General features: G+C 67.2%; 14 protein-coding genes. 5 read left to right on the forward strand and 9 right to left on the reverse strand.

Annotated features, from left to right (window positions below; genetic code table 11):
* Positions 1-20 precede the first annotated feature (20 nt).
* Positions 21-2,549, reverse strand: coding sequence for an acylphosphatase (locus DPM12_RS01930; RefSeq protein WP_112256549.1), 2,529 nt, complete (start codon positions 2,547-2,549; stop codon positions 21-23).
* 245 nt (positions 2,550-2,794) lie between these two features.
* On the opposite strand from DPM12_RS01930, the gene DPM12_RS01935 reads away from it, so the two are divergent.
* On the forward strand, positions 2,795-3,760 hold the full coding sequence (locus DPM12_RS01935; protein WP_112256550.1) for an ATP-binding protein: 966 nt from the start codon (positions 2,795-2,797) through the stop codon (positions 3,758-3,760).
* A gap of 75 nt (positions 3,761-3,835) precedes the next feature.
* On the opposite strand, the gene DPM12_RS01940 is transcribed toward DPM12_RS01935, so the two are convergent.
* From DPM12_RS01940 to DPM12_RS01970, 7 genes are all read right to left on the reverse strand, one after another.
* A complete protein-coding gene (locus tag DPM12_RS01940; protein WP_112256551.1) occupies positions 3,836-5,062 on the reverse strand; it encodes an ATP-binding protein in 1,227 nt (408 codons plus the stop codon).
* The gene (locus tag DPM12_RS01945) at positions 5,052-7,634 is read right to left on the reverse strand and encodes an acylphosphatase (protein ID WP_112256552.1); all 2,583 of its coding nucleotides are present in this window, start codon (positions 7,632-7,634) and stop codon (positions 5,052-5,054) included. Before DPM12_RS01945 ends, DPM12_RS01940 begins: the two co-directional genes overlap by 11 nt.
* 171 nt (positions 7,635-7,805) lie before the next feature.
* Complete coding sequence (cuyB, locus tag DPM12_RS01950) at positions 7,806-8,507, reverse strand: cysteate racemase (RefSeq protein WP_112256553.1); 702 nt, start codon at positions 8,505-8,507, stop codon at positions 7,806-7,808.
* Between the two features lie 110 nt (positions 8,508-8,617).
* Positions 8,618-9,814: a sugar-transfer associated ATP-grasp domain-containing protein gene (locus tag DPM12_RS01955; protein ID WP_112256554.1), complete on the reverse strand. Its 1,197-nt coding sequence runs from the start codon at positions 9,812-9,814 to the stop codon at positions 8,618-8,620.
* A gap of 24 nt (positions 9,815-9,838) precedes the next feature.
* On the reverse strand, positions 9,839-12,181 hold the full coding sequence (locus DPM12_RS01960) for a glycosyltransferase (protein WP_112256555.1): 2,343 nt from the start codon (positions 12,179-12,181) through the stop codon (positions 9,839-9,841).
* A gap of 11 nt (positions 12,182-12,192) precedes the next feature.
* Entirely contained in the window at positions 12,193-12,732 is a 540-nt protein-coding gene (locus tag DPM12_RS01965) for a hypothetical protein (protein ID WP_112256556.1), read from the reverse strand.
* Between the two features lie 47 nt (positions 12,733-12,779).
* Entirely contained in the window at positions 12,780-14,438 is a 1,659-nt protein-coding gene (locus tag DPM12_RS01970; protein WP_123788350.1) for an asparagine synthase-related protein, read from the reverse strand.
* A 282-nt stretch (positions 14,439-14,720) separates the two neighbouring features.
* Between DPM12_RS01970 and DPM12_RS01975 the strand changes: the two genes are divergently transcribed.
* The 4 genes from DPM12_RS01975 (at position 14,721) to DPM12_RS01990 (ending at position 21,799) form a co-directional block, all read left to right on the forward strand.
* Entirely contained in the window at positions 14,721-17,165 is a 2,445-nt protein-coding gene (locus DPM12_RS01975; protein ID WP_158542668.1) for an ATP-binding protein, read from the forward strand.
* 85 nt (positions 17,166-17,250) lie between these two features.
* Complete coding sequence (locus DPM12_RS01980; RefSeq protein WP_112256559.1) at positions 17,251-18,513, forward strand: nucleotide sugar dehydrogenase; 1,263 nt, start codon at positions 17,251-17,253, stop codon at positions 18,511-18,513.
* Between the two features lie 88 nt (positions 18,514-18,601).
* Positions 18,602-19,705, forward strand: a complete 1,104-nt coding sequence (locus tag DPM12_RS01985; RefSeq protein ID WP_112256560.1) for a glycosyltransferase — start codon at positions 18,602-18,604, stop codon at positions 19,703-19,705.
* A 108-nt stretch (positions 19,706-19,813) separates the two neighbouring features.
* Positions 19,814-21,799, forward strand: coding sequence for an acetoacetate--CoA ligase (locus DPM12_RS01990; protein ID WP_112256561.1), 1,986 nt, complete (start codon positions 19,814-19,816; stop codon positions 21,797-21,799).
* Positions 21,800-21,827: 28 nt separating this feature from the next.
* Here the strand turns inward: DPM12_RS01990 and DPM12_RS23005 are convergent, their stop codons facing one another.
* Positions 21,828-22,004 (reverse strand): hypothetical protein, encoded by a 177-nt coding sequence (locus DPM12_RS23005; RefSeq protein ID WP_158542670.1) that lies wholly within the window; start codon positions 22,002-22,004, stop codon positions 21,828-21,830.
* Positions 22,005-22,334: the final 330 nt, after the last annotated feature.

Here is a 22,334-nt window from a genome sequence, read left to right on the forward strand (position 1 = left end):
AACGCTCGCCATCTGGCTGATCACTCAGCCTGGAACTCCCCGGCGTGCCGCTCGTCGACGACGTGCGTCTCGACCAGTTCCGGCTGGGCCTTGGCCGGCCCGAAGATCGCCTGAACGGCCAGCGCGGACACGAGTCCGCACGCTCCCGTGACGCCCGCCTCGACGACATCGGGATTCGCGGCGTTGCGTACCCACCCGCTCAGGCCCAGCTCCCGTGCGATCCCGCCGAACCACTGCCGGTAGCCGACGCCCTGCACCGTGCCCGTGATTCGCATCGCGACCGACACGGTGTCCGGCTGCCGACTCGTGATCAGGCCATACGACTCGGCGGTGTACTCCAGCAGCGCCCGTGACACGGCCCGGGGCGGGCCGATGGCCGGATAGTGGTGCGTGGTGATGGCCGGCAACGCGTTCAGCTCGCACACGCCGGCGTCCTGCTGATCCAACGGGAGCCGGTGGTCCTCGGCCAGGATGTCGACGCCCGCGTGGTGCAATCCCGGCACGGCGGCGACGGCTCGCACGGCCAGCTCCCGCAGCGAGGGGTGGGTGCCGTCCAGCACTTCGACGCTGTCCCCTCCACGGGCGATGTTTCCGGCCGTGCTCAGCATGACGCGCTCGCCGGTACCAGGTATCGAGTCGGGCGTCGTGTCCTGCCGGTCGAGGAGGTGCAGCTCCTCGTCCCCCAGTGACAGCAGGCGGCTGCGCAGATGAGGGTTCCGCAGCCGCGCGAGGTTCTTCGCGATCATGAGCTCGGCGACAGTGGAGCGCCCGTCGCCGACCACGCTGCTGGCGGTGCGCTGGACGACGGACACCACCTCGGTACCGACGACGAAGAAGCGGTAATCGGCGCCCCGAAGGTGTGTCTCGACGATAATCTGCTGCCGTCCCTGGGCAGCGAGTGCCGAGAACGCCCGGCGCAGCTCGCCGGGATCGTCGATACCCGTCGTGACTCCCGAGCCACCCTTGCCGTCGACCGGCTTCACGACGACGGGCCACCCGAGGGAACGCGCGAAATCCCGGGCGCCGGTCCAGTCGGCCGCCGCGAACGAGCGTCCCTGCGGGACGGTCACCCCGGCACGAGCGAGAAGCGAGCGAGTGATCTGTTTGTCATCGCACACCTTGGCGACGTACCTGCTGGTGGCCGGCCCCGTGGTGCAGTGAAAGCCGACGGCGTTGCCGCCGCGATCCTCGACGTGGAAGTCGACGCCGCGCGAGCGCACCGTGGCCAGTCCGAGCTGGCGGGCCGCGTTCTCCAGCAGGTAGCTGTCGAGCGAGTTCTTGCCCAGGGGTTCGAGCCCGGTGGCGTCGTACTCGTTGTGCCGGGTGTGCGCCGGCCACGGATCCGGTGCCGGACTGGTGCGTTCCCAGATGCCCCGGCCCATCCAGGTGACGAGCCGGTCCAGGCTCGGAGACGTTCTACTGCCGTCGCCGGCCAGGTGCACCGTCGTGCGGCCGGGAAGGTAGAAGTCCAGCTTGGGCAGTGCCCTGGCCATTGCCTCGATAACTGCCCGTTCCAGGTCGGTGGATTGCCGCGATCCGGACAGGACGATCGTGGCATCGGGGTTGTACTCGACGGCCCGCTCCACGATGCGCATGGCCGCGCTCACGCCCCGTCGCGTGTCGACCGAGACTCCGGTGACGATGCCGTTCGCGCCGAAGTAATCCAGTTCCTCCGGAGTGACGACGCTCTCGTCGAGGATGATCCGCAGGTCCGGGGTATCGTTTGCGTCGCTTCGACAGGTGAGGTCATATGCCCGGCGGGTCAACTCGGCCAGCTCGGACCTCCGTGACCGGGGGATGGGCTGCTCGATATAGACACGGGACGTCAGGCGGCCGCTGGCCAGCATCTGGCCAAGCTCGTCAACAAGCTGCTCCGCGTCGTGTGGCGCGTAGCGTCCCGAGCACTCCAACCAGACCGGAGTGCTGTGCCCCGCCTCGACGTTGGCCTGCTCGACGGCCGCGACCGTTTCGAGATCGTACTCGGGGTTACCCTGCCCGGTCAGGCGCGTCACGGGGTAGCGACCGTGTTGTGCGGTCACCTGCTGCCGGAGCTCCTCGACGTCACCGCGTGCCGTTAGCGTCCGGGCTGTTCGCTGCGGGATCTCCCGTCGCGCCCCGAGCAAACCTGCAAGATCTTCGCCGCGTGCCTGAGCGAGGAGGTTGAGCGTGCCGGCCTCCACGGCTCCCGCCACACCTGCCACGGCCGTTCGCTGCCATCTCGCGAACGCCGCGTCGCCCACACTGCCGGACACGCTCCGTTCGATGGAACCAGCAATCCCGTGGGCGACGGCGAGGGGATCCTCGGCAGCCGTGAGCGACGATCCAATCAGATCCCGGACCGCGCGGCTCATCTCGCGTTCGAGGTCTGGTGCGTTCCACGGCGAACGCGCGCCGGGTGGCAACGTGACCGCGCTACCACCGACGTATCGCTCGCCGCCGTGATCGGCACACAGCCGGGCGACGACACCCAGCCATATGGGCCGGTTCGACCGCGGCCCTGGATCACTGCGCTCGGCGATCTCGGTGAGCAATACGTCGCCGAGTTCCAACCTGCTCGTTTCCTTACTTGCTGACGGGTTGGAGCCACGATACCCCGGAGATCGTGCCGAGCACGTCAGTCTACGCGCCTACCACAATCGACATGCCGCTCCACACGGTAATGACGCGGCGCCAGGGCCACTTTCTCAGACGTCATGTAACCTCTGATGCATGAACCTGGATGGACAACCCGACGTCGACTCGGCATCGACGAGAGGGACAACGGGATCGCTGACCTCCGCCTCGACGGCGAGACATGATGCCGTTTCCGCCCGCAAGTGAGGTAGAGCTCGGCTACTACGAGCTGTCCACGCATCTGATTGCCCTTGAGGTCATGCATCGCGGTTACAAGCCGCGATGGCTCCGCCGCGCAGCATTCGTGGTTGACATCGACGGTCGCGTCCTCGGGTGGAACATGACCCGGTGCACCATCACCTCGACAATCGGCGCTGAACTCACGACGCGGAAGGACTACACCCGGAAACTGCTCAGCGAGGCCGGATTGACAGTAGCGTCGGGCGGATCCTTTCGTCCTGCGGAGTACGGCGAGGCCATCCGGAAAGCTCGTGAGATCGGCTGGCCCGTCATAGTGAAGCCGGCAAACGCCGGGAAGGGTCGCGGGGTCGGCGTCGTGGCCAGCGAGGAGGAACTCAACGCCGCGTGGCAGTCCGCCGCGAGTGGATTGCACGTGGTCATCGAGCGGCAGCAATCCGGGGACGAGGCGCGTTTCCTCGTGATCGATGGGGAGTGCATGGCAGTCGTGGGCCGGAGGCCCGCCCACGTCATTGGCGATGGTCACTCGACGGTCGCCGAGCTAGTTGCTGAGAAGAACCGAGCCAGAGCGATCAATCCGCATCTCGCGGGACACAGGGTCCCGTTGACTGGTGATCCTGATCATGTGCCGGCCCCGCGTGAGCGTGTCACCCTTGATCACCGCGGCGGATTCTCCACGGGAGCCGACAGCATCGATCTCACGGACGATGTACATCCCTCGTATGTGGATATCGCCTGCCGTGCCGAGCGCACGTTCCCCCAGCTAGGAATCGCAGGAGTGGACATTATCGCCGAGGACTTCACGCAGCCGGCCACACCGCACAACCACATCATCATCGAGGTCAACTCCCGCCCTGCTATTGGTGCGCATCATTTCCCGTGGGAGGGAGAGACGCGAGACGTCGCAGCGGCGATCGTAGACGCGTGTGTGACACGACGCGTCGGGTGATGCATGCTGGATGGCGCTTCGTGGTTCGCCCGGCGACCTGGTGCGCGCTGTCGACAGCAATGAGGCGAGAAGGCACTACCGTACGGTGAACGTGTCGAGCTCTTGGCGCTCGCGATGGCGCTCTTCCACGAGCATCGCACTGTGCCCGGCGAGCGTTCCGTCCACGAGCATCTCGGCGAGCCATGCGATGTGCTGTGCGGGTCCCTGCAACACGCCGTCGGCGATCCCTTCGACCCGGTCGGTGATCTCGATGTAACCGGACAGCTCCATGCTCCGGGCGATCTCGGCGATGACGGTGACCGCACCGTCGAGGTCGGGAACGGCGGCCGCATGGAATTCCACCGCGACGTCATCCTGCGGATCGGGAAGATCGATCGAACGTTCTCCGGCATGATGACGCAGGATGCTCGCCCCTCCGGCCTGGCTGAGCTCGCCGGACACGCTGGCCTGAGCGGACAGCCCGGGACGCTCACCAAGCTCCACCACCCAGGCATGCTGGTCGGCAACGGGATGCCGGTGGTCGGTGACCACGAGATCGACGAATCCCACGGTCAGCCCGGGTACGGCACGAATCGCGTCGGCAGCGAGCTGGCGCGCGGTGGCGTGCAGCTCGTCGAATACGTCCTGGCCCGCCTCGCTCGATTCCATACTGCTCGGAGGCACCGGCAGCAGCACCGCGGATCGCGCCTCGCCGCCGACGACCAGTATCCGAATGTACTCGCCCTTGACCTGTTCCTCGATCAGGAACCGGTACCCGGGCGGGACGACGACACGTCCTTCTTCCTCACCCGGTTCGCGCAGCTCGGTGAGCGCGTAGGCGGAGCGTACGAACGTGTCCCGTTCGGTTGGCGGGGTCCGCAGGTAATCGATCGCCCGGTCGAACTGATCTTCGTCGAGCACGTTGTGGAACGTCTCGATGGCGTTGTCACCCATGGCCGGTTTGACCACGATCGGGTAACCGATGCGTTCGGCGAAATTCTTCGCATCGTTCAGCCCCCGGCCCACGGAGAACGTGGCACCGCGGGGCACCGGCACGCCAGCGCGTTCGAGGTGCGCCCGACGCATCCGCTTGTCCTGCGCGTACGTCACCGCGGCGAGCGTCGACGACTGGGGTATCCCGTGGATGAACGACAGCTCGTGCTCACCGTCAGGCGTGGTGACCATGAGGACCTGGCGTGGATAGAGCACCACGTTCAGGCCGTGCCGCAAGGCCGCCTGGTGGATCTCGTGTCCATCCCGGATCGGTGCCGCCAGCTGCGACGACGCCGTCGGGTCGGGCATCTGGAGCGGTTCAACCGACATGGATCAGCTCCTGCGGCGCGTGCTCGACGATCTCGAAGCCGTCGAGGTCCGGCGGCTCGATGTGGGTGGTCGTGACAGAGGTGGGGAGGGCGTTCTTCGAGCCCAACACGGCTCCAGCGGCCAGCGCGCTCGCCGCGGCCGTGGGTCCGACGAGCACCACCTCGACCGTGCGCTCGTTGATGTTGCGGACCCATCCTGTGAGCCCGAACGTTTCGGCCCGCCGTTTCATCCAGGCGCGGTAGCCGACACCGGTGACCCGCCCCCGGACAGTGAGCTGCAGCGCGAGACGCTCGGCACGCTCCTCGCGGGTGACGAGATCGAAGTGCTCCACGCAGGCCTGCATCAACGTCCGCGCCACTTCCCTGGGCTGGCCATACAGCGGGTATTCGCAATTTCCGATAGCGGCATGCGCGTTGAGCTCGCAGATACCGGCCTGCTGGGTGTCCACCGGCTTGGTGTGATCTTCAAGGAGGAAGTCGACACCACAGAACGCCAGGCCCGGTACGGCCTTCACCGCGTCGACGCACGCTTCTTTGATCGACGGATGCAGCTCGTCGAGCACGTCGATGGAGTCCCCACCTTGCGACAGGCTGCACGAGCTCGACAGCAGCACCCGCTGGCCGACCGGCGGCACGGAGTCGAGCGTCATGCCGGCCCGCTCCAGCTGGTAGCGCGCCGCGTCGTCATACTTGATCGGACGCCCCCACAGGTGCGGGTTGAGGCGACGCACCAGGTTCTTGCGGACCATCAGCTCGGCCACGGAGTGCTGGCCGTTGCCGACAACGGAGGCCGGTTCCCGCAGAATCGCCGCGATCACCTCGTCACCGACGACGACGATCCGGTAGTCGCGGCCCGTCACGTGTTGCTCGACGATGAAGTCCTGGCTGCCAAGCTTGCTGTCCTCCAGATACTGGAAGGCCCGATCAAGCTCGTCCTCGGACTGGATGTTGGCGACCACACCGATACCGCGGACTCCCATGGCCGGCTTGACGACCACCGGATATCCGATGCGTTCGGCGAAGTTCCGGGCGGACGCGTAATCTCCATGCGCGAACGTGCGTCCCTTCGGCACGGGCACGCCCGCACGAGCCAGCCGCATCCGGGTGGCCTCTTTGTGGGTGCACAACGCCAGCGATACCGCACTGGACAGCGGCGAACGGCTCCACTTGAACGGCAGTGGGTCGTGCACGCCGTCCATGGCCACGAACGCGCCCTTGGAATACCGGGTCGTGGACAGGCCCAGCGCCAGAGCCTCACGTTCCAGCAAATGGCCCTTGGTCCCGTTCGGCCCGAGTGGCTGCAGGAACGGGACTTCGTCGTAGACGTTCGGGGTCATGCCCGGCTCGTCGACCGTGGGCTCCGGCGGGAACGACGTGATATCCGTGATCTGATCGACCATGGTCTCGTAGGGCATCCCGGCACCGAAACCCGGACCCTCCGGCTCCGTCACCTCGGTCGTGTCATCGTCGATCATGACACCATCGACGCGGGGCATCGCGACTGCCAGGTTGCGCAATGCGGCCGCAGAGACCTCGGTGCCACCCTCGAGCTGGCTCAGATAGATCCGTATGTCCGGATTCGCCGCCAGGGCGTCCTGAGCCAATTCGATGCTCGTGAGCAGCCCACCGACGACGGCCGGGCGGATGTCCAGTGCCCCACACCCACCCCGGGTGACGAGCCGCTCCAGTCCCTGGCGGCTCCACACGCTGGTGCCCGCCATGATGCGGATGTCGACGCCGGAACGGTTCGACCTGGTAGCCAACGTGTCCGCCTTGCGCTGCAACTGGGGCAGCTGGTGGCGGTGACGGGAGCGTACCGGTTGTTCCAGCACGATCTGGCGTGGAAGTTCCCGCGCACGCACGGCATCGGCCACCGCGTGAACGAACTGCATCGCTTCCGGTGGGGTCAGCGCCCCAGCGAGATCGATCCACAGGGGTTCGTCGTTCGACGCCGCCTCGGAGTTGCTTGCTTCCTTGATCAACATCATGTGCTCGGCAATGCCGCCATTCGTGCGCCACGGCGCCGCCACTGGCACCTTGGCCGCCTGGACACCGAGAAGTTCCGCCACGGACAGCTGCAAGCCGCGGGCGACGACGTCCAGAAGGGCAGCCTCGAGGCCGGCGAGCGTTCCGCGCAGCGGGCGGGGATCATCGATCCGGCCCGCGCGACGGGCGACCTGGCGCGCCCATCCCCGAACGGTCTTGCGTATCGATCTGGCGCGCCCGGGCTGCGGCGCGTAGGTCGACGCCACGCCCTCGAACTCGACCATCAGCTCACGCACCGCTGTCAGCGCAGACGACGGGTCGGCCAGCGGCAACGGCCGACCTTCGAGCATCTGTGCACATGCCAGCAGGAATTCCCAGGAGATCCTGCCACGATCACCGGTCTCGGCGCCCCGCGGCTGCGCTTCCCCGAGGCCCACGACCTGTTCCCCGTCCGGCCCGGTGCCTTCCAGCTTGACCAGGAAGTTCCCCTTTGACACTGACTTCGACTTCCCGGGGCTTTCCTGGGTTGTTCGGTACGCGACGGCGTGAGCGCGGGCTATCGTCAACGTCTGCCCGGATTGATCCATGCCGTGCCTCTCGTCATGATCTCATCAATGTGGCCGCCGCCGGCCCCGACACCAGGCGGCTGGCGTGCGCCTGGCCGATTGTAAAGGGCTGGCGGTGGTCAGGTCACGCGCGCCTGGTCGGCTCGCGTGCTCGCCCGCCGATCCGGCCGTCCAGCTATCCGGGCGTAGCCCTCAACCACGGAGCCGCTTCACGCACGCGATGGCCAATGCGTCGGCCGCATCCCATGCATTGATCTCTACGCCCTCCGGAGGAATGTCGAGCACGGCGGACACGTCCGTACAGCCATAGACGATGCCCTGGGCACCGCGGGCCACCAGTTCGCGGATCGCGTTGGTGAGGATGGCATGCGCGCCGTCGAGCGATCCGGCCTTCACCGCCCGGATTCCGGCCATCACCGGATTGTCCGGGCCGAGATCGGTCAAGTCGATCGCGGTGCGCCCGCTCTGGCTCAGCACCTTCTGATAGATGCCGGAACGAACCGTCCCGTCGGTGGCCATCAGGCCGATGGTCGTGACGTCGGGCGCCTCCCGCTCGATCTGGGCGACCACGGCGTCGACGATGTGCACGACCGGCACCGTGGTGGCCGCTGCGAGATCATCGTACCAGTGGTGCGCGGTGTTACACGGGATCGCGAGGAGATCGCAGCCCGCCTCATCCAGGAACGCGATGCCACGGAACATCGCGGGCAGCGGGTCCTCTCCGTCGGCGAGGATCGCGTCGGAACGGTCGGGCGTGGCCGGGTCCGAGTACACGATGGACGCGATATGGTCCTGGTCGCGCGTCGCGGGGGTATGCGCGGCCAGCTTGGCGAGAAAGTCGGCGGTGGCGGCGGGCCCCATCCCGCCCAGCACACCGAGCAACGGCGACATCATTCCTCGAAGGTTACCTCACTCCGCCACTAGCCGTTGATCATGGGAGATTGCCTCTGATTTGCCCGATTAGCAGTGGTTTGACACTGCCCGCCTGCGCCGGAAAGCGCCGATCAGATGGGTTCGTCGATGTCGACCGGCGGCGGCTCGACCGCGAGGTCGGTCGTGACCCCCCGTTCGGCGTAGTACGCCCGGGCCCGGGGATCGGTGAACAACGGCTGGTGTGCCTGCAACACGTTCGTCCCGGTGTTGATGTTCGCCTCCAGGACCACGGGACCCTCCGGGGTGATGACAATGTCCCAGCCGATGTACTCCATGAAGGACAGCACCCGAGCCGAGTGCAGGACGAGGTCACGTACCTCCTGCCAATAGGGCACCTCCATGCCGGTGATCGGGGCGCCGGAGTCCGGGTGCGCGTCGAACCACTCGACGGTGCCGGTGTTCGGCAGTCTCGTCGCCTTGCCAAGCTGGCCGGTGTCGATGTCGATACGCGCGCTCAAACCGCCACGGCTCCAGTTGTCCGCCGGCGCCGACCGTCCGGTCCCGATCCGCTGGACGGCTGCCGCGATGAACGGCCGGTGCTCGTCGTTCACGTCCAGCATCGTCAACACGCGGAGGGTGTTGACCGAATCCGGGAACAGCGCGGCCTGCTTGGGATGTTGTTCCAATCCCTCCTCGACAATGAGCGGGCGGCTCTGCGCGTAAAAGACACCGACCGTGCCGTCCAGGTCGGACTCTTGACCGTTCACCGCCCACCGGTCCTCGCCGATCCGTTTGACCGCGAAGATGTTCTTGCCCTCCGCACCGGACAGGACCTTGAAGAAGACTTGCTGTTCGGGCGCCAGCCGGGTCAGGTACGCCGGCAACTCCACCCGTTCTTCGTGCGGGAACCGGTGCACGGCTCCCCGCCAGTACACGCCCAGCAGGGTGGCCGAGCGGATGTCCATGGTGCCGAGCAGCAGGTGGGTGGTGAGCTTGTTGTTGATCACGTCCTGTAGCCGCTCGTGCACCATGCGCTTCGTGCGGTACACGCGTTGCAGGTCCGAGATGTACTGGGCCGGATCGTTGCGCGGCAGGTCGTACAGGATCGCGCTGCGCGAGAGGAATCCCTTGAACCACCACCGGGGCCGGCGCAGCCGCAGCGGGGCATCCCACTCCCGCTCCTTCTTGATCAGCTTACGGATCGCAGTCCAGCGCAATCGCGCATTGCGGAAGCGCTGGCGGGTGCGCTTGGGCAACTTGCGCACCCGCCGCGCCGCCACTCGCGCCCTGCCTCGACCCCAGACAGTTACCTCACGAACTCTGCCCATCAGGCTTACCTCTACCCTTTTCGATCATGCACGCCGACGCGTGCGGGCCGCCTCGATGAGATCGAGCACGGCGGATGGTTCCCCCGTATCATCGGCAGCGCCCGCAGGATCGATCGTACGGTCTACGAACGCCACCATCGTCGGATGGATCACCTGGGACGTCTCGGTCACGCGCCGGCGCAGGTACTGTGACCAGCCGTCGCCGTGGGCCGTATCCCACTGCTGCCGCGCGACCATGGTCTCCAGGGTGATCCCGAATCCGACTGCCTCATCCACCCATTCCGGCGGGGCCAGCACCGCCGGGCGGAACCCGGCGGTGATCTGCGCACGCTCGGCCAGCGCCCGCAGCGTCGGCTCGGCGTCCACATCCGTGCTGGTGACCACGAGCAACGCGATTGGCAGCCGGTCCGGTGTCGGATGCGTGATCGGAGCTCGCACCGGCAGACTCAGCTCCGCCTTGCTGGCTTCGAGCAACAGCACGCCCGACGCCGGCGCGAGACGTTCCAGCAGCCGGAGCCGTGCCTGGCGCAGGCCACTCATCCTCCGGCGAGCCCACATCCGTACTCGCGCCGGAGCCTTGCGGCGCAGCCGCGCCATCGCGCTCGGCCCAGAGCGGGTCGTCGGCGACGCGCTCACCGGCTGGCGCGCCACGGTCCAGCCGTCGGGCAACGGCCACTGCGGGACGTTCGCCTCGTCGCCTGCCACGGGCCCCATGGTGGCTGGCATGGGTGGTGCGATCTCGCGCTGCACCCGCAGCGCCTCGATGCCGGACCCGCGGGCCGCATCGAGCGCCACCCGCACGTCCTGCGCACTGCCATCGACCAGCACCATCCGGCCCGGGCGGTGCGCGGCGAGCAGGCCCGAGATTCGGTGAGCGACGTATTGGCGGCGCTCGCCGGCGGACATCTCCGCCAGCACCCAGGGGAACGTCTCGACGGCGACCTCGCCCCCTCTGGTCTCGCGGCGAGCCTTGCGTTCCATTCGCGAGCGAACCGAGCCGCGGCCCGGCACCGTTGCCGCCTGCTCGCCCAGCTGCGATGCCCGCCAGGCCGGCACGACGACGGCGCACGTGACGCCCTCCGCCGTCACGTGTTCGACGACGCGATCCAGCAACGGGGCGTCCGTCGTGTCCCAACGCAGGTCAACGACCAATGTCGGTTGCTGCTGCTCCGGGTCACCCGAGCGCGGGGCCCCCGCACGTTTGTCAGGACGCCCGGACCGGGACTGCCATGGCGTCCGGCGCGACCCCCTGCCCGTTCCCGGAACGGGAATCCTCGATGTGCCGCCCGTGGCCGGTGCACCGGACGGCTCACCGATCAGCGTCGCGATACGTTCGGCATGCGTCTCGTAGCTGAACCGTTTCTGCGCCAGCTCGACCCCCGCCTGCGACCGAGCGGCGAACCCCTCCCAGTCGGCGTACAACTCGTCGACGTGCCGGCGAACGTCCTGCGGCGTGCCGTACAGGCACGCGTCCCCGAACAGCGGCTCCAGGTAGCGCGGGCCGACGACGACGGCTCCCGCCGCCAGCGCTTCCAGCACCACCCGGCCGAAAGCCTCAATCAGACCCGGGTGGTGAAAGTAGACGAAGAAGTCGATCGTGGCGAGGAAGTCCCGGGCGGGGATCGAGTTGAACGGGAGATCGACCCAGTTCGGCGGGATCCGGTCGAGGATCTCGGCTGGTGCCTGCGTGCCCCCCAGGATTCGCACCCGATACCTGGGATCTGCCGGGTAGGCGGCCAGGATGTCGGCCTTCGTGTTCGGCCACTTGCTCCAGTGCCCACGGCTGTGCCGGCCGATCACTGGACGGTCCGCGACGAAACACGGGCGATCCACCCGCCAATTGGTGACGTCGATGACGTTTTCCCAATCCCACGGGAGGATCGGGATCGTCCCCGCATGGTGGCCCAGCGACTCGCGCACACGGGGTCCGATCGGCGCCCACGTGGCCTCCTTGCCAGCCATGCGTTCGATCTGGCGATGCACGTGCCGCACGTCGTAGTAGGGCATCACTCCGCGATCGTCACTGGCGACCTGGTTCACCGCCAGCACGACATGATCGACGTCCAGCTGCGGAAGGCCACGCGGCGGCTCGCTGAAGACGGTGGGATGCCGGGCGAGAAGCAATCCGGCCTCGACACGGTCGGCTCCGAGAACCAGCTCGGCCTTGCCCTCATCGAGGATCGTGCGAAGCTTCGGCGCGAACGGGCGCGGCTTGCCGAGCACGGGCGACGGCAGATGTAACAGACCGGTCCGGTACCCGGCCCTGTGCTGTGCCTCGATCTCTTCGACCACACTCGACGTGTTGCCGCCGGGAAACCGGCAGTCGGTGGCCATCAAGACGTCGAACCTCGTCGTTCTACTGGTCATCGAACCTTCCGCTACTCAGCGTTGATGTGTGAACGTGACCGTCCCCGCTCCGGGCTCCTCGCCCGACGGCGTATCCCTTCATATACCGTCCGCAGCGGCCTGAGCCAGCCAGGTCTCCTGTCCCGGCGCGGATGTCGCCGGGCGTCCCGCTCCGCTGCCGCTCGCACCGGCCCGATCCAGGCGCGAGCGCGAGCGGCCTCGATCGAGTCCACGGTGTGGACGCGTTCCTGGCCGTACCGGTGCCGGGCTTCCTCGACGACCTCTGGCCGATCGCTGGCGACGTAGCGGCACACGGCCGCGATCGGCGCGTCGAGATCGTCGATCTCGCCCGCCAGCAATACCGTCGGCGCCCCCGCGACCTCGCATTCGGTCAGTACATCAACGACCGCACCGCTCAGTTGGCCCGGACCACCGGCCGCTCGCCCCGGCACCAGCACGACCCGCTCGGGTCGCAACCACCGGCGAGGCACGGTTCCGCGCCGCTCGTACCGTCGCAGCGCGTCGTCCAGGACGAACCACTTCACCAGAGGATGCGGCAGGTAATACGCCATAATGCTTCAGTCTGCAAGATGCACCGGCATCTCGCCGCCCGGGGCGGTCATGCCCGGCCGAGAAGGCCGTCGACGTTGACGTCGCCGAGCACGTGAGCATACCTGCGCAACCACAGGGCGAGAGTCGCCAGGCTCCGGATGAGATGCTGCGAACGGGTGTTGTCGAGATGCCGCATCCAGGTGTCGAGATCCGCGTCGACCAGTTCTCGAGCCAGCAGCTGCCGGACCGGTTCCGTCAGCAGCAGCTCCCGGAAATGCGCGGCCGCTTCGGGTGAGGACACGCGTCGCTGATGGCGACGGATCCGGGGGGTTTGCTCCGCCGCCGTCGGGAGTTCCACCAGCTCGGGTGTCCATGGCCGCAGCAACTCCGGGTACAGCTGCCCTTCAGCATGCTGCGCCGGCGGGATGGCCAGCGCCGCACGAACGACGGCATCGCTGACGAACGGGGTCGCGACGGGCGCCGCTGCGGACACGAGCCCGTACGGCGCGAGGCTGATACCGGGCAGCGTCCGCGTCAGATAGGCGGTGAACGTGCTGGCGAATGGGTGGTCGACGAGTGGTTTGGCGATGCTGTCGAAGCTCTCCCGCGTGCGGTGCCGGATCTCGTGCACCACCCGCGGGTCCAGGATCTGCTCGGCTCCGTGCAGATATCGGGCCATCCGCCCGAATCGCTGATCCAGAACCGGCACGTCGGACTCGTCATCAGGGAACGCTCCCCCGACGAAGAGGCCTCCTCCGAGCCCGTCCATGACAGCCGCGGACGTACCCACCAGCCTGCGTGCCAGCGGGACGAGCCACACGTGGAACGAGGTCTGGTAATCCACTGAGCGGACGAAATGATCCAAGTCCTGACCGAACTGATCGCGCCGCGGATGGACGAGTTTGTGTTCGATCCCCAACGTCTCGGCAACCTTGGCGGCTACCAGTTCCTCCAGGACGGTTCCGGTGTCCGACGACGTGGTCCAGGCGGTCACCGGAACCGTCGTGACGCGTGCGCCGAGCGCCGCCAGGACGCGGGAATCCCAACCGCCGCTGAGCAACGTGGACACCTCGCCCAGCGCGCCCAGCTGACCGACCGCCTCCGCCAGGGCGTCGCGCACCGGGTCCACACCGGCGTTCCCACTGATCTCGACATCGAGCCACGGCCATCCTTCCGATGTGATCGTGGTGGCGCCGCTGCCGTCCATCGTGATCCTCTCCCACGGAAGCAAGCGCCGGATTCCGTCGACGGTGGTCCGGCCCTCCAGCGGGCCACCGGCAGCGAGGATGTGCGCCCACGCATCCCAGTCCGGCCGGACGGTGCGGGTACGCGTCCGGATCAAGGGATCGGCGCGGGAACAGAAATGCACACCGTCGCCGGGCGCACCGTCCAATTCGACGTAGACCGGCACGGCGCCCGAGATGCCGCCGTGCAACCGCGCCTGTAAACCGTCGACGACCAGGGAGAACGCGTCGTGCCGGGCCGCGACGTCGAAGCCGTCTTGTGGCAGGTTCTGCGGGAGCGGTGTCGGGGACCACGACACCGCCGTCCGGGGCGATGACACCCACCGCACCGCACCGGCATCCGCCCGCAACGCCCCGGCCGGCTGATCGATGAGCGAGCGAATACCCCCCAGGAGGTTGGACATGACGTCGACACGCTGGTTGCTCTCGGCACCCATGCGTCCACACATGCCGAACGTCCGCCTAGACCGCTCACTGCTCATGACCCCATCCTGCCCCTTCACCCACCGCGCCGCCCGACAGGTCCTGCGATCCGCCCGGGCGCCCGGAGGTCATGCTCGGCGTGTCGTCGACGCAGCGTCGTCTGCCGGACCGGGAGAAGGCACGGGTCCGGCAATGAGGAGAAAAGTGGACAAACCGTCATGAAGCTGACAATCCAGCTCATGGACATGGCACTCATGTGTATCGATTCGATAAACACGAGTACAGTCGGTCTTCAGACGCCCGCAGGCGTCTATCGTCCCTTCCGATCCCAGACGGTCAGCATGAGTGACACCACCCAAGACTCCGTTCCACCCTCCACATCCGAACCGCCCGCCACACCCGATCCCTCCAACCGCGCGAGTCAACCTGGCCAGGCCGGTGACGTAGACCAGCCCGGCCATGCTGGCGTGCCTCCCGCACAGGACGGGCTCGGCGCCGGTGTCTCCGGGGTGGAAGCGCGCATCAGCCAGGCTCTCGACCAGCTCCGGAATCTCGACCGCCAATTCCCCGAACTCCGGCACAAGGTCGCGAAACGTGCGCTGGATGCCGCTCTCATCTCCGACGCGGCCAGACGTCGCGGGCTCGACGTCGTCCGGCTGACCCAACAGACTCAGATCATCCGGAACGGCTCACATGCCGTCGGCTTCTACCAGAACATGGCCTCGCCCCTGACGGCGCTCGACCGCTTGCTCACCCATGACAAGCTCCTCACCAAGCAGGTCCTCGCCCAGCACGGGATCCCCGTGGCACGCGGCCAGATCGCCAGCACCATGGACACGGCCAGCGCGGCGTTCCAGCAGATCGGCCCGCCCGTCGCCGTCAAGCCGATCACCGGGAGCGGGGGCAAGGGCGTCACCGTCGACGTCTGGGACGAGGCCGAACTGAGGGCGGCGGCCGACGAAGCCTTCACATACAACCACCGATTGCTGGTCGAGGAGATGGTCGCCGGCATCGATCTGCGCATCATGACCATCGCCGGGCGCGCCGTGGCCGCCATGCTCCGCGTACCGGCCAACGTCGTCGGCGACGGCACGTCCAGCATCCGCGAACTGATCGAGCAGAAGAACCAGATCCGCGCCGGCAATGCCTATCTCCGGCATTGCCCGATCACCATCACGTCGTTCACCGAACATCACCTCGAACTTCGCGGGCTGACACCGGACAGCGTTCCGGAAGCGGGACGGCGGGTGTATCTGCACTACAAGGCGAACCTCTCTTCCGGTGGCGACAGCTACGAGATCGTCGACGTCGTCCATCCCCGAATCTTGCGGCTCGCCGAGCAGGCAGCCGCACGGGTATCCAGTGCCTACCACGCCGGGGTCGACATCCTCCTCGAACGATTCGACCTGCCGCCGGAGGCGCAGCGATGCATCGTGTGCGAGCTGAATCTCAACAACGAGATGCCCATCCACATCTTCCCCCTCTACGGCACGCCGACCGCCACGGACGACGAGACCATCGAGGGGTACTTCTTCCGGGCACGTACCGAAATCGAACGCGGGCCGCACCGCATCGCTGCTGAGGATCTGGCCACCGGCGCCGGTAACGGTAGCGGTGATGGAAGCGACGAGGAGACGACGGCATCTGCGGCACTGCCAGCACCGGCGGCGCGTCCCACACCAGACGAGCTTCCCACGCCAGGCGAGTTCGCGGCCCCCGTGACGTTCGCGGCTCGATCGGAGGCAACCGCCGGCTCCGGCCGATCCCCCCGCTCTCCCCGCGGCATCGACCAGCATCACCTGCGCACGGCGCTGGCACGGGAGGGTTTCGAGCAGGTCGAATACCGTGGCCGGCTCGTCCACGCGGTCCGCGACGGCGCACCGGTAGTGTTCGAGCGCAGCGGGCGGACCATGTTCGCCTCCGCGGTAGCGCGCACACCGGCCGCGCTGCAGCAGCTGTTGCGCGCTGCCACGCTGCCTGCCGTCGGCCGGCACCGCTTTCACCGCTCCGGCCTCGACGATGCCCGCGCGGTGATGCAGGAGGCTCCCGGTGCATGGCGGCTGCGCCCGCAGCCGGCCGCCGAGGGCACAGGCTCCGTGCGGGTCGAGGACGTGGCCGCCCTCGAGCACGCGTGGTCCCGGATGCCTGACGACGGGACGCACGCCATCCTGGAAGAAGCTCCGACCGGCACGTCGTGCACCGTCTTGATGGTCGACGGCGAACCCAGCGCCACGTCGTTCGCCAGCCCGCCCGGGGTGGTCGGCGACGGCAGCACACCGCTGGGCACGTTGATCGAGAACAAGCGCGCCGTTCGAGCGCACCACCCGTACTTGCGCCATTTCCCGGTGAAGGAGTCGTTGCTCACCGAACGCTCGCTGGCCCGGCGCCGGCGGCACCGGGACGACGTGCCGGCCCACGGCGAGGTCGTACACCTGGCACTGACCCCGCTGATGTCGTACGGCGCCGACACGATCGGCCTCGCCGGCTGTCCGTACCCGGCACTCGCCGAGCTGTCCGCGCGCCTTTCCGGGGTCCTCGGGCAGCTCCCGATCATGAGCGTCACGTTCGCCTACGTGCCCCGCCCCGGTGGACATACCTGGGCCGTCTGGAGTCTCGACCCCGATCCGGTCGTCGCCCACTTCGCGCTCCCCGGACATCGGCAGGCCGGCACTCCGAACGGATCAGCTGGCTCGGACGGCGGGCCGGCCGGCTCGATCGATTCGGTCTACACGGACGTCGCCACGGCACTGGCGAAGAGTTCGCACTATGTCTTGAGCTCGACATGAGGGACCGGATCGCGGGATCGTGCACGCAGTCAGGCATAGTGGACCGCGATGTGAGCGCTGGGCGCTCGAACTCGAGGAGGCATGCATGACCGCAGATCTCGCGGTGATCGGCCTGGGCTACGTCGGCCTGCCGCTCGCCCACGAGGCGAGTCATTCCGGGCTCACGGTCCGCGGATTCGACGTCTCGCAGGTGGTGGTCGACGAGCTGAACGCCGGCCGTTCACATATCGACGATCTCAGCGACGACGATGTTGCGGCGATGCTCGCAGCCGGGTTCGAGGCGACCGCCGACCCCAGCGTGCTCGAATCCGCCGACACCATCATCATTTGCGTCCCGACGCCGCTGTCCGACGAGGGCGGGCCAGATCTCGAAGCCGTGACGGCCGCATGCCACACGATCGCGGCGCGACTGCAGCGCGACACGCTCGTGATCCTCGAATCCACCACCTACCCGGGCACCACCGACGAGGTCGTCGGTCCCATCCTGGAGCGCAGTGGACTCGTCGCCGGAGAGGATTTTCACCTCGCCTTCTCCCCAGAGCGCATCGATCCCGGCAACAGCGTCTTCGGCATGCGCAACACGCCTAAGGTGGTCGGAGGGCACACGGCGGCCTGCACCAGCAGGGCAGCCAAGTTCTACCGGCGGTTCGTCGACACTGTGGTCGAGGCCCGCGGCACCCGGGAAGCCGAGACCGCGAAGTTGCTGGAGAACACCTATCGCCACGTCAACATCGCGTTGATGAACGAGATGGCGCGGTTCTGTCACGAACTGGACATCGACCTCTGGGATGTCATCCGCCTCGCCAAGAGCAAACCATTCGGATTCCAGGCTTTCTACCCTGGTCCGGGCGTCGGCGGGCACTGCATCCCCATCGATCCCAACTATCTGAGCCACAACGTCCGCGCCCGGCTGGGGTATCCGTTCCGGTTCGTGGAGCTGGCCCAGGAGATCAACGCGACGATGCCCGGCTACGTTGCCCAGCGAATCCAGAACAACCTCAACCGCCAGCGCAAGGCAGTCCACGGTTCCACGGTGTTACTGCTGGGCATCACCTACAAGCAAGACATCGCCGATCAACGCGAGTCTCCTGCCGTACCCGTGGCGAAACGGCTGATGGCCCTCGGCGCCAACGTGATCTTTCACGATCCCCATGTGTCGATATGGGAGGTCGATGACGTCGTCCTGCAATGCACGCCCGACCTCGACGCCGCCTTGACCAGTTCCGATGTCACCGTGATCCTTCAAGGGCACCGCGGATACGACGGCGAGATGATCGCCAAGAAGGCCACCAACGTCTTCGACACCCGCGGCATCACGCCGAACTCCGGTACGGTAGAGCACCTCTAAAAACCCAAATGATCGTGAACACCTACGGAGCCATGCACACCAGACGTGTTCATGATCATCGAAGTTGGACGCCGGAGATGATAGTGACATGGATGTCCTCGTCCTGACGGTTGTGCACGATCCGGAGGACACGCGGATCCGGCACAAGCAGATCGCAGCCCTGCGTGACGCCGGGCACGCGGTCACGTACGCCGCACCCTTCAGCGCCTACGGCCGCGCTCTCCCGGACGACCTCGAGGCGGTCGATCTTCCCCGGGCCCGGGGAAGACGGCGGCTCAAGGCGTTCCGGGCATCCCGGCAGCTGATGCGTCAACGTGCGCAAGAATTCGACATCATCCTCATGCACGACCCCGAGCTCGTGCTCGCCGCGAAGAAAGTGCGGCATCCGGGACTCGTGTGGGACGTCCACGAGGACACCGCCGCCGCAGTCCGGATCAAGCCGTGGTTGCCACGCGTCGCGCGCACTCTCGCCGTCCGGCTCATCCGGCGAATCGAGCGCCTGGCCGAACGCCGGATGACGTTGCTGCTCGCCGAGGACGGCTACACCGTACGCTTCCAAGGCTCGCACCCGGTCATCCGCAACGGCGCTGTCGAACCGACCGAGATCGACGCCGAAACCGACAATCGCGTCGTGTACCTCGGCCGGATCACCAACGCGCGCGGAGCGGCCGAGATGATCGAGCTGGGCAAGCGGCTGACTCCCGAGATCGAAATACATCTCATCGGACATGCCGATCCGGACTGCGACGACGACGTCATGGCCGCACACCGTGCTGGGCACATCCACTGGCACGGCTACGTACCCAACGATCAGGCGCTCACCCATCTCTCGGGGGCGCTGGCGGGCCTCAGCCTGCTGCACAACCAGCCGAATTACGCGTACTCGCGGCCCACGAAGGTTCTCGAGTACATGGCCTACGGCCTGCCCGTGGTGACGACCCCGAACCCCGCCTCGGTGGAGCTGGTCGACGGGCACGGCTGCGGCATCGTAGTCCCGTTCGGCGATGTCGACGCGGCTGAAGCCGCGCTGCGCGGCATCAACGACGACCGCACTCGTCGCGATCAGATGGCCGACGCCGGTCGCAAGGCGGTCAACGAGTATTACAGCTGGAACGCCGACGCCGACCTGTTCCTGCGCACACTTCAGGGCGTCGCCGAGCACAACCTCCACACACGTTTTCCCGGGCCATGACACGTCTGTAGACGTAGTACGGCCCGAGAAAACCTCATACGGCAGCCACCTTGATCGTCGACCAGCGGCGAGCCCTGTGACGTCCCGGGCATCAACTAGATTGGGGTCATGGCCGAACCCGAAGTCGTGTGGACGCCAGATCCCCACGTGGCTGGTGCGAGCCAGCTCGCGCGATTCCGGACATGGTTGCGCTCGCGCGGCGTGGTCGACGCCGACGACTACGACACGCTGTGGCGCTGGTCTGTCGACGATCCCGCATCGTTCTGGGCATCTCTGGCCCAGTATTACGACGTCGCGTTTCACGAGCAGCCGTCGACGGCGCTAGCCGACAGCCGCATGCCGGGTGCCCGCTGGTTTCCCGGTGCCACGCTGAACTACGCCGAGCACGCCCTCCGGCCCGGCGAGGGCAAGAGCGACAACGATCTCGCGGTCATCTTCCGCCGCGAGGACGGCCTCGAACACGGGCTCACGTACGGCGAGCTGCGTACGCAGGTAGCCGGGGCGCGCTCGGCCCTGCGCGATCTCGGCGTCGGCCGCGGCGACCGCGTCGTCGCGCTCGTCCCCAACTCACCCGAGACGCTGATCGCGTTTCTCGCCACGGCGAGCTTGGGAGCGATCTGGTCGTCTTGCTCCCCGGACTTCGGCCTGCGCGCCGTCGTCGACCGGTTTTCCCAGCTCGAACCCGCCGTACTGATCACGATCGACGGCTATGTCTACAACGGCCGGGCGTATGACATCTCGGGAACGGTCGCCCAGCTTCAGGCCGAGCTGCCCACCCTGCGCACCACCGTCGTCGTTCCCTATCTCGCCGGGTCCAGCCTGCCTGGCTCCCCCACGTCCGTCTCGGACGGTGCGGATATCGAGTGGAACGACCTGCTGAGGCGTGGTCACGGGGCTGCCCTGGAGTTCGAACCGGTGTCCTTCGACCATCCCCTCTGGGTGCTCTACTCGTCTGGCACCACCGGACTACCCAAGGGCATCGTGCACGGCCACGGCGGCATCACGTTGGAGCACCTCAAGGCCATGGGGTTGCATTTCGACGCCGGGCCCGGCGACAGGTTCTTCTGGTTCACCACCACCGGCTGGATGATGTGGAACTTCCTGGTCTCCGGCCTCCTGGTCGGCGCCACCGTCGTGCTGTACGACGGCAGCCCGGCCCATCCGGGTATGCACGCGCTGTGGCAGTTCGCTGCCGACGAGGACATCACGGTGTTCGGCACATCAGCGCCGTTCATCCAGGCATGCCTGAAAGACGATCTGCAGCTGTCGCAGCACGACCTCTCCGCGCTGCGGATTGTCGGATCGACGGGCGCGCCACTGTCGGCCGACGGATTCCGGTGGCTCACCCAGAACCTGGGGCCGTCCGTACAGATCGCGAGCTTTTCCGGCGGCACCGACCTGTGCACCGGCTTCATCGGCCCGGCGCCCGACGTCCCGGTCTGGCTCGGCGAGCTGTCCCGCCCGGCGCTGGGCGCCGCCGTGGCCGCCTTCGACGAGAACGGCGAGCCCGTCGTCGACGACGTCGGAGAGCTGGTCCTCACCCAGCCGATGCCGTCGATGCCGGTGTCGTTCTGGAACGATCCCGACGGTTCCCGGTTACGCGAGGCCTATTTCGATGTCTATCCGGGCGTGTGGCGGCACGGCGATTGGGTGACCGTGACACACCGGGGGTCGGCCATCATTCATGGCCGCAGCGACTCGACGCTCAACCGGGGCGGTATTCGCATGGGAACCGCCGAGTTCTACCGGGTGGTCGAATCCCATCCTGGCGTGCTCGATTCGCTCGTCATCGACACATCCGGCACGGCTGGCGAGGACGGCGAACTGTGGTGCTTCCTCGTACTCGCCGACGCGGCGACGCTGGAGGAGGTCGAGGCCGAGCTACGCACCGAGCTGCGCCGCCAGCTATCGCCCCGGCACGTGCCGGACCGGTTCGTTGCCGTGAGTGACGTGCCACGAACGTTGAACGGCAAGAAGTGCGAGGTCCCAGTCAAGAAGATCCTGACCGGACGCGATCCGGAACGTGCGGTCAGCCGGGACGCTCTGCAGAATCCCGGCGCCCTCGATTCCTTCATCGCGCTGGGCTCTGCATGAACCGTCCCGCGACATCCAGGTTCCGCGTCTAGCTCTCCTTACCGACGCCGACCAGCGTCGCCACTCGCCGCTTGGCGCCCGCCAAGCGCTTGGCGAAGCGATAGGAGCGGCTGCTGAGAATGCGCTGCAGCCGGCCCTCCACCCTGGCGAGCCTGGCCTCTGACGCAGCCAGCCGGGCTTGCATGTCTTCTAGCTCCGCACGCATCCGTCCCACCTCATTCGCGGCGCCCTCGACGCGATTCGCACCTTGCCGGGGGACCGGAGCCTGCGACTCAGGAGCATCTGTACGTGTCTCTCCGTCGCACCGTTGCCGTTTGGGCACCCCTGACTCCGGTTCAGGCATCAGGCTATGGTCACTGTCACCTTGACGCACGAGCGCGACAATACGCAAGATCATCACAAATTGTGAACGGTTTGGTCACACTCTGAGACGCACCATGAGCCCTGGCTCGAGCTCGGCACGAATCATCGGCCATCTCCGGCCGGCCACCGTCTCGAAAATCCCGGCCGACCTGGCCAATCGTCGATCCTCGCC

Source organism: Phytoactinopolyspora halophila, assembly GCF_003287285.1.
GTDB classification, from domain to species: Bacteria; Actinomycetota; Actinomycetes; order Jiangellales; family Jiangellaceae; genus Phytoactinopolyspora_A; species Phytoactinopolyspora_A halophila.